Annotated in this window: 13 protein-coding genes; 5 read left to right on the top strand and 8 right to left on the bottom strand. The window is 38.1% G+C overall.

Translation table 11 applies throughout. The annotated features are described in order from the left end of the window. Positions 1–23 precede the first annotated feature (23 nt). A complete protein-coding gene (locus FFJ24_RS09350) occupies positions 24–500 on the top strand; it encodes a DinB family protein (RefSeq protein ID WP_138821249.1) in 477 nt (158 codons plus the stop codon). Positions 501–616: 116 nt separating this feature from the next. Continuing rightward, the gene (locus FFJ24_RS09355) at positions 617–1,000 is read left to right on the top strand and encodes a VOC family protein (protein ID WP_138821250.1); all 384 of its coding nucleotides are present in this window, start codon (positions 617–619) and stop codon (positions 998–1,000) included. A gap of 179 nt (positions 1,001–1,179) precedes the next feature. Here FFJ24_RS09355 and FFJ24_RS09360 read toward each other — a convergent pair whose 3' ends face one another. The 3 genes from FFJ24_RS09360 to FFJ24_RS09370 all read right to left on the bottom strand — a co-directional run bounded on the left by FFJ24_RS09360 (position 1,180) and on the right by FFJ24_RS09370 (position 4,884). Beyond that, positions 1,180–2,376 (bottom strand): acetate/propionate family kinase, encoded by a 1,197-nt coding sequence (locus tag FFJ24_RS09360; protein WP_138821251.1) that lies wholly within the window; start codon positions 2,374–2,376, stop codon positions 1,180–1,182. 1 nt (position 2,377) lies between these two features. Next, positions 2,378–4,465: a phosphate acetyltransferase gene (pta, locus tag FFJ24_RS09365; RefSeq protein ID WP_138821252.1), complete on the bottom strand. Its 2,088-nt coding sequence runs from the start codon at positions 4,463–4,465 to the stop codon at positions 2,378–2,380. A gap of 200 nt (positions 4,466–4,665) precedes the next feature. After that, positions 4,666–4,884, bottom strand: coding sequence for a hypothetical protein (locus FFJ24_RS09370; RefSeq protein ID WP_029276033.1), 219 nt, complete (start codon positions 4,882–4,884; stop codon positions 4,666–4,668). Positions 4,885–5,087: 203 nt separating this feature from the next. On the opposite strand from FFJ24_RS09370, the gene FFJ24_RS09375 reads away from it, so the two are divergent. Beyond that, positions 5,088–5,750 (top strand): competence protein, encoded by a 663-nt coding sequence (locus FFJ24_RS09375; protein WP_138821253.1) that lies wholly within the window; start codon positions 5,088–5,090, stop codon positions 5,748–5,750. Between the two features lie 281 nt (positions 5,751–6,031). Here the strand turns inward: FFJ24_RS09375 and FFJ24_RS09380 are convergent, their stop codons facing one another. Both FFJ24_RS09380 and FFJ24_RS09385 read right to left on the bottom strand, forming a co-directional pair. After that, positions 6,032–6,613, bottom strand: coding sequence for a DUF4142 domain-containing protein (locus FFJ24_RS09380; RefSeq protein ID WP_138821254.1), 582 nt, complete (start codon positions 6,611–6,613; stop codon positions 6,032–6,034). 391 nt (positions 6,614–7,004) lie between these two features. Further along, the gene (locus FFJ24_RS09385; RefSeq protein WP_121285015.1) at positions 7,005–7,205 is read right to left on the bottom strand and encodes a hypothetical protein; all 201 of its coding nucleotides are present in this window, start codon (positions 7,203–7,205) and stop codon (positions 7,005–7,007) included. Between the two features lie 235 nt (positions 7,206–7,440). Between FFJ24_RS09385 and FFJ24_RS09390 the strand changes: the two genes are divergently transcribed. Both FFJ24_RS09390 and FFJ24_RS09395 read left to right on the top strand, forming a co-directional pair. Next, entirely contained in the window at positions 7,441–8,085 is a 645-nt protein-coding gene (locus tag FFJ24_RS09390; protein WP_246862782.1) for a Crp/Fnr family transcriptional regulator, read from the top strand. A gap of 119 nt (positions 8,086–8,204) precedes the next feature. Next, the gene (locus FFJ24_RS09395; protein ID WP_138821256.1) at positions 8,205–8,789 is read left to right on the top strand and encodes a molybdenum cofactor guanylyltransferase; all 585 of its coding nucleotides are present in this window, start codon (positions 8,205–8,207) and stop codon (positions 8,787–8,789) included. A gap of 232 nt (positions 8,790–9,021) precedes the next feature. Here the strand turns inward: FFJ24_RS09395 and FFJ24_RS09400 are convergent, their stop codons facing one another. From FFJ24_RS09400 to FFJ24_RS09410, 3 genes are all read right to left on the bottom strand, one after another. Further along, entirely contained in the window at positions 9,022–10,503 is a 1,482-nt protein-coding gene (locus FFJ24_RS09400) for a rubredoxin (RefSeq protein ID WP_138821257.1), read from the bottom strand. A gap of 3 nt (positions 10,504–10,506) precedes the next feature. Next, entirely contained in the window at positions 10,507–11,013 is a 507-nt protein-coding gene (locus FFJ24_RS09405) for a nitrate reductase associated protein (protein ID WP_210419491.1), read from the bottom strand. 193 nt (positions 11,014–11,206) lie between these two features. Beyond that, positions 11,207–14,758, bottom strand: a complete 3,552-nt coding sequence (locus FFJ24_RS09410) for a nitrate reductase (protein ID WP_138821258.1) — start codon at positions 14,756–14,758, stop codon at positions 11,207–11,209. Positions 14,759–14,771 lie beyond the last annotated feature (13 nt).

Here is a 14,771-nt window from a genome sequence, read left to right on the forward strand (position 1 = left end):
TAATACAATCTGCTCATATTATTATGGAAAATCAAACATCAATATTGGTTACAGAACTTAAAAAATTATTAAATGGGGGTGGAGCACATGTGGGATTTGAAGATGCTGTAGCTAATCTACCTTTTAATCTTTTGGGCGAAAGGCCTTATAACTTACCTTATAGTATATGGCAATTGGCCGAACATATTAAAATCGCTCAATGGGATATGCTCCAATTTAGCAAAGATGGATCACATCAATCGCCGAAATGGCCAGATGAATATTGGCCTGAAGAAGTGGCACCTAAAGATGAAAATGCCTGGAACAATACACTAAAACAGATTGATGCTGATTTGAAAGAATTTAATGCTTTGTTAGATTGTTCGGATTTATATGTGCCGATTCCGCATGGCGATGGACAAAATATATTACGCGAAGCCCTGCAAATTGCCGATCATAATGCCTACCATATTGCTGAAATTGTTGTCATCAGACGTTTATTGGATGACTGGAAAAGCTAAATGAAATTGTCTTGTTTGGACCTGCACTTTGGCGCTTATACAGCCCGTTACTATGGTTTTAATCCGCTAAATTTAACTGTCCGTTCTCATGAAAATTGATTAAAAAAAAAAGATTTATGTTACAAAACTCAAAAGCATTCAGCTCATTTTCTGTAGACGATATACAGCAAGCGAAAGATTTTTATCAGGGAGTATTGGGTATCGAGGTTAAAGATAATCCAATGGGCGTAATTGAATTGGTTATTTCCGGATCGGCAGATGTATTACTTTATCCAAAACCAAATCATGTTCCGGCAACTTTTACGGTACTTAATTTTCCGGTTGAAAATATAGATCAGGCTGCCGACGAACTTATTGCCAGGGGAGTAAAGTTCGAGATTTACAATGAGGAGCATCTTAAAACGGACAGCAAAGGTATCTCACGGGGAAACGGTGGCCCAAACATTGCCTGGTTTAGAGATCCTGCCGGCAATATTTTGTCTATTTTGGAGACTAACTAAGTTTAGCCAGACTTTCGAAGTTTGCAAAGCGAAAAAGCCATAGCACAAACTTCGAAAGTCTTTTCTCAGTCTTTGGTTGGTAGCTCACCAACCATGATTTAATTCAGGCCTAAGCTTAGATAGACTTCTGAAGTTGGCAAAACGCAAAGGCCATAGCGCAAACTTCGGAAGCTTTGCAACTAGCCTGTAAGCCCAAAACATTGGTGGGCAATTTCGTATTCTTCATTAGTTGGAATAACCAATATCTTAACCTTTGAATCGGATGTGTTAATCTCTTTTAGTTTACCATCATAGGCTGTATTTTGAGACGGATCTAATTCAATACCAAGATAATTCAGCTTTGAGCATACTGCCTCACGCATGTTGCTATCGTTTTCACCAACACCTGCGGTGAATATAATGGCATCTATGCCGTTTAGTATCGCTGCATAAGCGCCAATAAACTTCTTAATGCGGTAAGCATATAACTCAAGAGCTAAAATCGCGGCAGCATTTCCCTCGTTTACCAGTTTTCTGATGTCGCGCATATCACTTGAGCTACCTACTCCCAATAATCCTGACTGTTTGTTAAGCAAAGTACTCAATTGGTCCAGAGTATATCCAGAATGTTCCATTAAATGAAAAATAACCGATGGATCGATATCTCCGGAACGTGTACCCATCATTAACCCACTTAAAGGACCAAACCCCATACTGGTATCTATTGATTTGCCATCTTTAATAGCCGTTATACTGCAGCCGTTACCTAAGTGGATGCTGATTATTTTACTGGCTTTTTTGTCTAACCAATTAATCGCCTGCTCACTTACATATTTATGGCTGGTACCATGAAATCCATATACCCTGATGCCATATTCTTTATAATACGATTCTGGAATGGCATAACGGTAAGCCTGTTCTGGTATAGTTTGATGAAAAGCAGTATCGAATACTGCGATTTGTTTCGCATTTACAAAGGTCTGTTCGGCCACTTCAATGCATTTATAATTAACCGGATTATGTAAAGGAGCAAGCGAGAAAAGTTTTTTGATCTGATGTTTTACCTCGTCAGTAATAATGGTCGGGCCTGAAAAATGTTCACCGCCATGTACTACACGATGGCCAACAGCTGCAATATCATCCGGGCTGGCTATTACCGCATATTCTCCCTCTGTTAGTATTGCTAAAACCTGTTTTAATGCTTCACCATGGCTGGCTATAAAGCCTGACTCTTCAATACTATATTTTTCACCATCGCTATAAACCGTATGTTTTATAAAAGAGCCTTCAATGCCAATCCGCTCTACCAACCCACTGCAAACAGGCGCTTTTTCCGGCATTTTAAAAAGTTGGTATTTTAAGGAACTACTTCCCGAATTAATTACTAAAATGTTCATATTAAATATCCTGGCATTGAATTGCTGTAATTACAACGGTGTTAAAAATATCATCTACCGTACAGCCACGGCTTAAATCGTTTATTGGTTTGTTTAGTCCCTGCAACATCGGACCAATTGCTAATGCACCTGTTTCGCGTTGTACCGCCTTATATGTATTGTTGCCTGTATTTAAATCGGGGAAAATCAGTACACTTGCTCTACCCGCTACTTCAGATCCAGGGAGTTTTTGTTTGCCCACAAGTGGATCTACAGCAGCATCATATTGTATGGGTCCTTCAATTTTTAATTCCGGATGCCGCGCTTTAACTATGGCAGTGGCTTCTCTTACCCGTTCTACATCTTCACCTTCGCCTGATGTGCCGGAAGAATAAGACAGCATGGCAATACGTGGTTCAATGCCAAATTTGGCACTGCTTTCTGCCGAAGAAATTGCGATCTCAGCTAATTGCTGCGCTGTAGGATTGGGATTAACCGCACAATCGCCAAATATGGCCACCCGTTCTGGCAGGCACATAAAGAAAATGGATGAAACCACCGATACACCGGGCTTTGTTTTAACAAATTGTAAAGCAGGCCTGATGGTATGCTGTGTGGTATGTACAGCACCCGAAACCATTCCATCGGCATCACCTTTGTAAACCATCATGGTTCCGAAGTAAGATACATCGGTCATCATATCTCTGGCCATTTCGAGGTTTACATTTTTGGTTTTGCGTAATTCATGTAAGGTATTTACGTAATCATTGTAATGCGACGAATGTCCTGGGTTGTGGATTTTTAAGGCATTGGTATCTAAATTTAATCCAAGTCTCTTAATGCTATTGGTAATTTCAACCGGATCGCCCAAGAGTGTAATGTCTACAATATCCTGTGTAATGAGTTTTTCTACTGCCTTTAAAATACGCTCATCATTACCTTCTGGTAAAACGATGTGTTTTTTATCGCGTTTGGCCCATTTAACCAATTGATACTGGAACATGTGAGGAGTAATACCCTGATAACTAAAAGTGATGATTTTATCATCCAGTGCTTTTATATCCACATATTTTTCGAAAAGCTCTATTGCCAATGCAATTTTTTTCTTGTTTTCGATTGTGATCTTTGAGTGAATACTGCCAATAGTTGTTGTAGTTTCAAAAGTTCCCTTCTTTACCGCTATAATTGGGATAATGGTCTGTAAACCTTCAATTAATTTGATAATCGGCTCATCAGGTAAACTCCCGGCAGTTAAAACAATACCTGCAATTTTAGGATAATTGGCTGATAAATTGGCCTGAAGTGCACCAATAATAATATCGCCGCGGTCGCCTGGAGTAACAATAAGCAGGTTATCTTTAATATGCCTTAAAAAATTAGGTAACATCATGGCGCCTGTTACGAAATTATCAACCTGATTATCCATCAGTTCAGTACCGAAAAGTACCTCGCCACCTAACGCCAATGTGATTTCTTGCATGGTTGGACTTTGCAGACCTGTCTCGGTAGGAATAACAGCGATAAGTAATTCGGCAGGCAATTGATTGCTTAAAGCTTGTTTAATACGGTCTGCTTCTTCCGGATTCACCATATTGGCCACCACACCTAATACCTGTACATCGCGCAACAGAAAGTTACGGTAAATATTGATGGCCGATTTAAAAAGCTGACTTGCCGTTTTGTTCTTTCCCGATACCACTATTAAAACCGGCGCCCCTAAGTTTTTGGCCATTAAGGCATTCGATTCGAATTCAAATGCCATGCCTTCGCCTAAAAAATCGCTTCCTTCAATTACGGTGAAATCGTAGTTATCTTCTAGTTTTTTATATTTACTGATAATGGTATTGATAATTGCGCCACTATCTTCTGCCTGGTGCAGCATTTCTTGCCTGGTAAAAGCAAAAGCATCCTCATAGTTAACAGGAAGCGAAAAATAGTTTAACATCGCTTCTACATGTTCATCCTTTTTATTTGGATCGTCTTGCGCAATAATTGGTTTAAAATAGCCTACTTTTTGGGTTTTTGCCAGTAACATATTGATCATCCCGAAAGCAATTACTGATTTTCCGGTATAAGGTTCGGCCGAAGCAATGAATATATTTTTAGTCATAATAATGAGCAATTTTATTGGAATAACCAATTAAGCCCAATATAGTTGGAAATATTTATTTTAAAAACTAAAGTAGGTTAAGTTTTAAAAGGTTACACAAAGCCGTTATTAAATGGGTTTCAGAAGGATGTTTAAGGACCAGATAAAAAACCGGATTAATATGGTTTTACCGGTGGATTAAACCATTCTTAAGCTGTTCTTTACGCATTTGACTCAATTAATAACTTTAACATTTTTAGCCTGTGTATGAGTGGCAGGTTCACTTTTGCATCAGGATTAAGCTTTAAAGGCATAAAATGGCTTTCCAGGAAATGGGCATAATCGGTGATTACGGTAGCCTGATTCAGATAAATTGGAACCTCTTGCTTACCGGCTTGGGTAAAAAAATCTTCCAGCTGTTGTATTTCTTGGATAGTCATGCTACAAAGTTATCATTATGTAATGAGTCGGGATAAACAAAATGAAGCATTGATAAGTATCTCTCTCATGTTCAATCTAAATAAATTTTTAGCTGCTGTTGTAAATATCCGAAATCTAATTTTAGCACTAAAAATTTTAGTTTAAATTTGTGCTTCCCTAATGAATGTTTTTATGGTGTGGACAGAGAATGGATAATAGTGAAATGAAAAAAGATATCCTTCATTCTGATATAATTCAGGATGTTTCATTAATTAAAAAAGAATATTACCGAAAAGAAACCGTGTGGCACCGGGACTGGAAGCTGGCTTTTCCATTGTCGTTTAGAGAGGTTGCCTTTTATGATGCTGCCAATTCCGATATTCACCGGGCCGATATATTTACGCCGTCAGGTTATACCATCGAGTTTCAAAATTCGCCAATAACACTTGCCGAACTTAATAGCAGGGAGGCTTTTTACCCAAATTTGATATGGGTATTAAATGGTAAAAAATTTAAGGGCTTTAAAATATTGAAACATTTGCCTGATGTAGATGATCCGAAACTAAAGGATTATGAGTTCTGTCATTCCGATCATCTTTCGATGATTAGGAAAGCTGAGGTAATACAAGGAATAACCAATCCAAAAATACTTAATTTTTACCATCCTGAACTACAGGGGATTAAATTCACCTCCAACTTATATTCTTTTTGCTGGAAACAACCGCATAGTGTATGGTATTCAGCTACCGCTAAAATTATTGTTGATTTAGGGGGACATTTTTTGTATGAGCTAAAACAGCGTAAGCAATTAAATGGAAATTATCCATACTTAAAAATGTTGAAGAGAAAAACATTTATCGATTGGCATACCCCTCCAGAAGTTTAAAACAAAATATAAGCTAAAAATGCATCTGGGATTTCGATACAGATAGGGGAAAGGAATAAAAGGAGGCTGTATCAAAGTAAATCTAGCAGTTAAGGCCATAATTTTATTTCGTTTCTCGTCATTCTCGCGCAGGCGGGAACCACGCAGTGCTCAGCGAAGCTAATCATAAAGCGTGCTTCAATAGCAATAGGATCCCCAATCAAATTGGAATGACGAAGTATCAAAATATAATTTGCTTAGTGAGCCTGCGTAAATCCTTTTGATACAGCCTCTCAGCAATGTTACTTCATGCTGTCGTTTATTTTATTGATCATCACTAAATGGCTTTGAACAATTGGTGCAGTTTTAGTTGCAAAAGATTTAAGATCTGCATCTTTTCCATCTTTTGATTCATCTTCCATTAATTTTAAGGTAGATTTATGTCCGTCAACCATGGCGCTAACATAAGCCTTATCAAAATCTACACCTGTTTTTTTGCTCAGGTCATCCATTTTTTTCTTGTGCTCATCATCTACTGTACTTGGAAGCGTAATGTTTTTTTGTTTTGCTATCGCCATTAATTCGGTATTTGCCATACCATGGTCTTTAACCATCATGGTTGCAAATTCTTTAACCTGTGGATTACTGCTTTTTTCGAGTGCCATTTTTCCCAATTCTACTTCGGCCATACCGCCTACAGCGGCCTGTGTAGTAAATTTGGCATCAGCTTCTTCAACTGCAATTCCGCCCGTGGCTGCAACGTTAGAGGTGGTGTCTTTTGCACTGTTTAAACTATCGGCACTTTCTTTGGCATCTTTATTTCCTCCATTACAAGCCTGAAAAGCTAGGGCAGAAATGGCCATTACATAAATTAACTTTTTCATATACATTGTTTTTGTTGTATATGGATAACATGTTTTGACGCAAAAGGGTTTTAAGCTTTTTGAATAGTTGTAAAATCAGATAACAATCAGTTTAGTCAGAATACTAAATAAGTTAACAGGGATAGGTTGATATTCTGCTAAAAGCCCCTGACATGAATTATCCCCTTCGAACCCGGTTGACTTCTTAGCATTCAGCTTCATTAAATGTGGGGGCAATGATAAAAGAAAGAACCTGTATCATAACTATAGAATCATCCTGAACTCATTAATAACCTTTCTTAAATGTCTTAAAAAGCGTTTCGATACTTCGTCAAGCTCAGTACAGGTTAGGCTCAACGTGACAAATTCGATTGAATACAATTTATGATACAGCTCTCTTTTGTTTAAATTTTTACAATTTTACCCTTTTAGCTTTTGGTTCTGGTTTTTCAGGTAATTGTATCGATAAAATCAAATCAATGCTTTCCGAATTGGTTTCATAATCGGCTGCAATTTTTTCCCATCTTTTTAATTCTGCCTGTAAGGTTTCAATTTCCTTACCTAAGGATTCGATCTTATTCTGGATTGATTTTCTAACGTTAGTATTTGCCATAACACAAAATTATGATTTGATGGCATATCTTCGAACTTCTTTTTGCCAGTTGTGCTAATAAAAATTGCTAAGTGTTCTATTTCAATGGGTTTTATTCTTATAAAATTTTCAACAATGGTTAAGAACAGTAGAATTTGCGACCGTAATATAAAATTGTATAATCATTTGCTATTTTTACCCAACATCCCTAAAGAATATGAAGAAAAATAGTAGCTGCGATCTTAATACGTGTTTTATGTGCCAATTCACATTAAAAGAGTGGCATCCTGCTATTGAGAGCCATAAACGAAATTTGGTTGTCAAAAAAGGGGAGGTGATTATCAACGAAGGAGATCCTGTTAGTGGTGTGTATTTTGTAACTTCTGGCAATGTGAAAGTGCATAAACAATGGGGCGATAAGGAACTAATTTTACGCTTTGCAAATGATGGTGCCATAATCGGACATCGGGGAATTAGCAGCACCATTTCTACTTACCCGATTTCTGCAACTGCATTAGAAACCACTAAACTTTGTTTTGTTGATATCGAATTTTTTAAATCAACGATAAAAGTAAACCAGGAATTTGCCTATGGTTTATTGATGTTTTATGCCGATGAACTGCATGCTTCAGAAAAGAAAATGCGTAATTTGGCTTTAATGTCGGTAAAAGGAAGACTTGCAGTAGCCATTTTAGGATTGAGAGATCAATTTGGCTTAAATGAAGAAGGTTTTCTAAATCTGGCATTGAGCCGTCAGGATCTGGCTGCATTTACCGGTGCAACTTATGAAACCGTTTTTAGAACAATGAATGAGCTGCTCGCTGAAAAATTAATTATAGTTGATGGAAAAAACATCGGTATTTTAAATGAACCCGGATTAATTGATTTGGGTAATAAGTAATTACAATTTAAGCTTTTTATTTTTACCCCGTTATTGTCATACTGAGCGTATTTGAAGAGTCTTTTCAAATATTCATTTGCACAGTTTCACTGTAAGTTTTTTTGCATTAAATCTTATATATGTTGGGAATCGTTTTATGTGGTGGACAAAGTTTGCGCATGGGCACTGATAAAGGTTTGCTTAGCCATCAGGATAAACTCTGGGCGAAGGTGGCAGCTGATAAACTGATATCGCTAAACCTCCCCGTAAAATTTTCGGTCAATCCACTGCAGCAACCAACTTATGCGCATTATTTCGACGATCAGCAGCTGATCTCAGATAATCCTTCTCTTGATGTGAGAGGACCATTGCTGGGGATGCTTTCCGCACATTTATCAGATACTGAAGAAGATTTGTTTTTATTGGCTTGCGATATCTTGTTGATGGAATCCAGGTTGCTGGAAAAACTTATCCATTCAGCCAAAGCTGATGATTCTTTCGATGCCTACATCTTTACCAAGGACGGGCAACAAGAGCCCTTATGTGGAATTTATAAATCGGAAGGGTTAAAAAAAATCATCTTTATGCTTCAAAATAATGCGCTGGTTAAACATAGTATGAAATATATATTGGGCAATTTACGGGTCAGCGAAATCGCTGTTAAGGAACATGATTATCGTTATTTTCTTAACTTTAACTCCCATGCTGAAATAAACGGTTTATAACCGGAGCTCGACAGGTGAGTTGTAAAGGTTGAATATCTTAGGTTTATTCTTAAATCTCATCGTCATGCTGAACTTTTTTTCGGCACCTTTTTCGGCAGGAAAGACCCTGACCACGGAGTAGCTATTAGGCCTTTAATAATATAAATACTGCTAATAAAATAAATTCAGGGGTGACGACCGCATTAACCTAAAATTGAACTTAAACAGTTAAAATATGTCATTAAATTCAGCTTTACAAAAGCTGTAATACTGATTGATCAATTTTAGTAAAATTATCTTTCTCCCCATCGCATAGGGTACAGCAATAATCATCTGGTAAATCTTTAAATGCCGTGCCCGGAGTAATGTTATTTTCAATTTCCCCGATCTGCTCGTTGTATACAGTTAAACAATTATTACATTGGTATAAAAATATGCCATCTTTTATTGCAGCTTCTTCTATTTGGAAGTTTTGTTTTTGCTTACCTGTTTTAATCGAGTCTAAACGGTATTTGTAAAACTTAAATACAGCGCGTCTCAGTTGTTCTGGTAACAAAAAAAGAGGATTGCTTCGGCTAAAAATTTCGCCGGTTCTCTCATTGGGGTTAAAATCTTTCGCACACAAAATATCATAAACAGGGAATAGTTTTATACTCAGAAAATTAATAACATGACGTTTTTGGATCAGGATACTACTAAAAACCTCACTTTTTTTACGGGTTTTAATGCCAAAGCATATCCCAAATGTCCGGGTATCATCAATGCTTAAATGTTTAACCAGAAAGCTTTTTAAGGCTAAACCTTCGTTACAGTTATCCTCTACCTGAAAATTTAGCTCATTAGCCGCATGTCGCATATTAATTTCAAATTCTTCCAGTAGAGCATTCCAACGATTTTTATCTTTTTCATCAATCCCTTTTATAATGATGCTTTTCCAGGAAGTACAGCACAATTGACCGAGTTTGGTATCTAAACAGAGCTGGCTGATTTTTTTTAAAAATGCAATGTTGAATAGCTCATCTCGCCTGTAAATACCCAGCCAATATTTATTATTATAGCGGTTTAAACCTTCATAGTACGGCAGGTTAAATGAAGATAGCGATACTGTATTTTCTGCTGGTTTAAGAATGAAGCTTTCCGTATCTAATCGTGCAAAAAGATCTTCGCCATTAGCTAAAACATTATCAACAAAACATGTTGCATTATTTGTAATAATAGTTTCTAATACTTTGGTTACCTGTGCGATATGGTTAGTATAACATAGCTGATTCCACTCGTAGGTTACATTAGTTTTAGGAAAGCGAATGATCAAATGCCAATAGTGTTCTGATTGTGAAGAGGCAATCCAGTTAATATTTCCCGTTAGCATGGGTGTGAAACTCTGGTCGCTGTCGCAGATATTTACTTTTATGCAAGGTTTAAAATCAATATCATCCAAAATATCTTTATATACACCTTCGGTAAGCCAGGTTTTGCGGATGAAAATTTCTTCAGCCGGGTATGAACTGATGATGTTTGGGAAATTATTGCTGTCTACTTCATAGTCAATCCCAAGTTTATCCATTTCACCCGTAAAGATGTCAATATTGTAGCTCGTCGTATCAAGCAACAACTGTTGGCGAAGACCGAAACGAACATACTGAATCCTTGCCTTGGTTGCCGCAACCAGAATGTTGTACAAATTGCCCGGTGATATGATTCCTCCCGGAAAATTAATGATAATGGTTTGATACATAACTTAACTGTTTGGAAGACCAAATTCAGCTATTGCTTTTGGGAAATTCTTGTTTTCGTGACCTGGCCGGCATAATTTTAAAAGTGCAAATCTTTGTATGTTAGTAAGTTTTCGCCATTGACTTATGGAAAACAGTAACTGTAATCCGGCCGACTTTTCTTTAAGCATTGCCGGGATCTGATGTAAATTTGCCCAATCGGGCAAGGGATCGATAGCCAGTGTAGTGGCCTGGTTACCGGTATATTTAGTAATGAGGCCAATAAGGAACTGATGGTATTTATCTGTTTGTTCCTGGGTTGAAACCGGAAGCAGTGCCAGTTGAATTCTTTCGGATGGATGAAATTTACTCCATTCTGCCAATTTTAACTTTATTCCTGCTGCATCCATTTTAAAACGCACGACCATAGGGATGCAACGCACATTTTCTTCAATAAAATCTTCTTCGAACTTAAAATATTCAATCCCTTTTAGATTTTTAAATTCTGAAGGACCTGGTTTTACTTTCATCATTTTGTTAAATTTTAAATATTCTTCAGCAATCTATCATCATTCCCGCGCACTCGGGAATCGTAATGCGACCTACGAAACCTACCGAAGCATTACGATTCCAAATCAAGTTGGGAATGACGATATGTCGCACCCTATCACCTCAACTTCCATGTTTTTTCAAAATTAATTTCTCAGGATGACGGACTGCCAAAACTTATAATCTATCTGCTAAAACCGGCTTAGACTCTGTTTTTAAAACATTTACAAACGAATCCAAAATCGCCTTTACCTCGGGCCTGCAACTCCCGCAGCCCATTCCGGCGCCTGTTAATTGGCAGAGCTGCAAATGATCTTTACAGCCATCTTTTATTTTATTGACTAGGTTGCCCTCGCCAACATTATTGCAACTGCATACAGTTTTACCGATCATAGGTTCGCTTGTTTTACCACTCCTTAATAGTTGAAGCCGTTTTTCGCTTAACTCCATTTTATTTCCGATCAGGTTCCGGAACTCCAAAAACTCACTTTTATCACCAATTAATATCGCTCCAACCAGTTTATCATTGTGTACTATGCATTTTTTGTAATAACGTTTTGCTTTATCAATGAAAACAATTTCTTCGTAGGTGGGGTCGTTGTTTGGTATCTCTGACAGGCCTAAAGAGCAGAGTTCTAAACTGTGCATTTTAAGGATATTCATGAGCAGACTACCCTGATAGAATTTGGCTATATCACCACAGAGAAAGCGGGCTACTATTTCTGCCTGTTGTTCTGCAGCTGCAGTGATGCCGTACATCTGACCATTAAATTCTGCAATTTCGCCAATGGCATAAATGTCTTTTTCGTTGGTTCTCAGGTATTCATCAACCACAACGCCTCTTTTGCATTCAATTCCTGCTTCTTTAATCAGTTCTGTGTTTGGTACGGTACCTATGGCAATTACTAACGATTCACAATCGAGCAATAAACCGCTTTTTAAACGCAGACCCGAAATGCTTTTTTCGCCGATAATCCGGTCTACTTCATCATTATAGAAAACCTCGATGCCTTTGCTGATCAGTTCTTCATGCAATAACTGACTGCCTAATGCATCTAACTGTCGCCCCATTAATCTAGATATTCTTTGGATAATCGTCACTTTTGATCCTGTTTCAACCAATGATGTAGCCAGTTCGATTCCCAATAAACCACCACCTACAATCACTACTTTTCCATTGGTGGTATCAATGTGTTTTTTAAAACTGTCGGCATCGTTCCTGCTGCGCATGGTAAATATGCCGTTTAGTTTTGGGAGATCTTTAAGCACAAAAGCCCTGCTTCCGGTGGCCAGAAGCAGAACGTCGTAATAATGAATTTCTCCGTTGCTATCGGTAACGGTTTTATTTTCTTTGTTGATTTTTTCGATACCTAAACCCCGGTGCAGTTTAATTCTATAGTCGGTTTCCTCACTGTCGCTCATTTTAATGAGGTTATGCCAGGGTAAAGTGCCAATAATATAATCGGGGAGAAGTACCCTGTTGTAAAAAGGGAAATTCTCTTTGCTGAAGATTTCGATATCATCTTCGTTATTTAAAGCTCTGTAACTTTTAACAAAACCACAGGCACCGGCACCGGCACCAATAACGATGATCTTTTGCCGGGCTTTTTGATACGATTTTACTTCAACCGCACTAAACTTGAAATCAGGTTCTTTACTTTGTGGATCTACCAGGTTATTGGTGAGATTATTCACCCTGTTTAGATCACTCTTTAAAATTTTACCCCAGTGCATGGGCATAAAAACCACTCCGGGCTTAATATCTTCCGAAAATCTAGCTTTTACACGGACATTTCCACGTAAACTGGAAATTTCGATGATATCATTGTCTTTAATGTTTCGAACTTCTGCATCAATGGGATTAATTTCTAAAAAAGATTCGCTAATGTGCTGGTTTAGTTTATTTACTTTACCTGTTTTGCTCCGGGTATGCCATTGATCCCTGATTCTTCCTGTGGTTAAAATCAATGGATGTTCTGGTGTTAAAGCTTCCGATTGGTTCTGATCATTAAATGATAGAATATTGGCTTTTTTATCTGGGGTGTAAAATTGATGATCGGTAAATAGTCGCGCTGTTCCAAGCGCTTTTTCCTCTTTTGGATACGGCCATTGAACGGCTCTTTTTTCTTTTAAAACCTCATAATTAAGGCCGCTGATATCGATGTTGGTTCCTTCAGTAAGGGCTGCATGCTCGTCGTAAATTTCGGAGGCATTTTTAAAGTCGAAACCATGATAGCCCATTTTTTTTGCAAACCGGCAAATAATTTCCGAATCTGGTAAGGCTTCTCCAGGCGCTTCAGTTACTTTACTGAGGTAAGAAATATAGCGACCTGCATTAGTCATGGTACCTTCTTTTTCTACCCAGGCTGCTGCAGGCAATACCACATCAGCATATTTTAAGGTTTCTACTTTGTTGCTAATGTCTTGAACAACTACAAATTTTGCTTTTTTTAAACCTTCTTCGGCTAATCGTACATCGGGCAGGCTGATCAGTGGGTTGGTACATAGAATCCATATTGCTTTGAGCTTTCCGGTATTCAGCTCATCGAACATTTCGGTTGCGGTTAAACCCGGTTTGGATTGAATGGTTCCCAATGGGATCTGCCAAAATTTTTCAACCTCATTCCGGTGACTTTCGTTAGCTATAACACGGTGTGCCGGTAATAAATTACTTAAACCGCCAACTTCCCGTCCACCCATGGCATTGGGCTGTCCGGTGAGGGAGAAAGGACCGCTACCTGGTTTGCCAATGTGTCCTGTAATCAGGTTCAGGTTAATTAATGAAAGGTTCTTGTTAGTGCCCACCACACTTTGGTTAAGCCCCATCGTCCACATGCTGATAAAACCTTTTGCATTGCCGATATAAGATGCAGCCAAACGGATATCACTTTCATCTATACCACAAATTTCTGCCGCTTCTTCCAATGAGGTTGCGAAAACAGTAGCACGGTATTTTTCGTAACCATTAGTACTATTAATGATAAAGTCGAGGTTAACTTTTCCATCTTCAATCAAACATCTGCCAATAGCGTGGTGCAGGGTAATATCGGTACCTGGATTAAGCTGCAGATGAACATCTGCTAATGAACAGGTTTGTGTTTTGCGGGGGTCGCTTACAATAATTTTTAGATCGGGGTTTTTCTGCTTTGCGGCTTCAACACGGCGCCATAGGATAGGATGGCACCATGCTGGATTTGCGCCTGCAACAAAAATACAATCGGCAATTTCAATATCATCATAACTAATGGGTACGGTATCTTCACCTAAGCTCATTTTATAACCAACAACCGCACTGCTCATACATAAGCGGCTATTGGTATCGATGTTATTACTCCCGATAAATCCTTTAATTAATTTATTTACGACATAATATTCTTCTGTTAAACATTGTCCGCTGGCATAAAAAGCAACGCTGTCTGGACCGTGTTTTTTAATCAATGCTTTAAAAACAGCTGCTGTTCTTTCTAGTGCGGTATCCCAGCTTACCCTTTGGAGAGGCATGTTTTTATTATAACGCATTTCAGGGTAAAGCAGCCTGTCGCTTTTGTCATTTGCTGTATAATGAAGATTCATACCTTTACTGCACAACATGCCTTTATTAACAGGGTGGTTTTTGTCTCCTTCAACAGTTATCCGCTCATGGATATCTTTATTTACCACGATACCACAGCCCACTCCGCAATAACAGCAGGTGGTTGTTTTAGGCGATATGTTTTTTTCTTCTTTCAATGATCGGCTCCTA

It is taken from the genome of Pedobacter sp. KBS0701, from assembly GCF_005938645.2.
Lineage (GTDB): Bacteria > Bacteroidota > Bacteroidia > Sphingobacteriales > Sphingobacteriaceae > Pedobacter.

Excerpts from the sequence above, each read along its gene's own strand:
- pta (WP_138821252.1), bottom strand. The coding sequence starts at position 4,465 with ATGACTAAAAATATATTCATTGCTTCGGCCGAACCTTATACCGGAAAA.
- FFJ24_RS09380 (WP_138821254.1), bottom strand. The coding sequence starts at position 6,613 with ATGAAAAAGTTAATTTATGTAATGGCCATTTCTGCCCTAGCTTTTCAG.
- FFJ24_RS09395 (WP_138821256.1), top strand. The coding sequence starts at position 8,205 with ATGTTGGGAATCGTTTTATGTGGTGGACAAAGTTTGCGCATGGGCACT.
- FFJ24_RS09385 (WP_121285015.1), bottom strand. The coding sequence starts at position 7,205 with ATGGCAAATACTAACGTTAGAAAATCAATCCAGAATAAGATCGAATCC.
- FFJ24_RS09405 (WP_210419491.1), bottom strand. The coding sequence starts at position 11,013 with ATGATGAAAGTAAAACCAGGTCCTTCAGAATTTAAAAATCTAAAAGGG.
- FFJ24_RS09355 (WP_138821250.1), top strand. The coding sequence starts at position 617 with ATGTTACAAAACTCAAAAGCATTCAGCTCATTTTCTGTAGACGATATA.
- FFJ24_RS09390 (WP_246862782.1), top strand. The coding sequence starts at position 7,441 with ATGTGCCAATTCACATTAAAAGAGTGGCATCCTGCTATTGAGAGCCAT.
- FFJ24_RS09400 (WP_138821257.1), bottom strand. The coding sequence starts at position 10,503 with ATGTATCAAACCATTATCATTAATTTTCCGGGAGGAATCATATCACCG.
- FFJ24_RS09350 (WP_138821249.1), top strand. The coding sequence starts at position 24 with ATGGAAAATCAAACATCAATATTGGTTACAGAACTTAAAAAATTATTA.
- FFJ24_RS09360 (WP_138821251.1), bottom strand. The coding sequence starts at position 2,376 with ATGAACATTTTAGTAATTAATTCGGGAAGTAGTTCCTTAAAATACCAA.
- FFJ24_RS09370 (WP_029276033.1), bottom strand. The coding sequence starts at position 4,884 with ATGACTATCCAAGAAATACAACAGCTGGAAGATTTTTTTACCCAAGCC.
- FFJ24_RS09375 (WP_138821253.1), top strand. The coding sequence starts at position 5,088 with ATGAAAAAAGATATCCTTCATTCTGATATAATTCAGGATGTTTCATTA.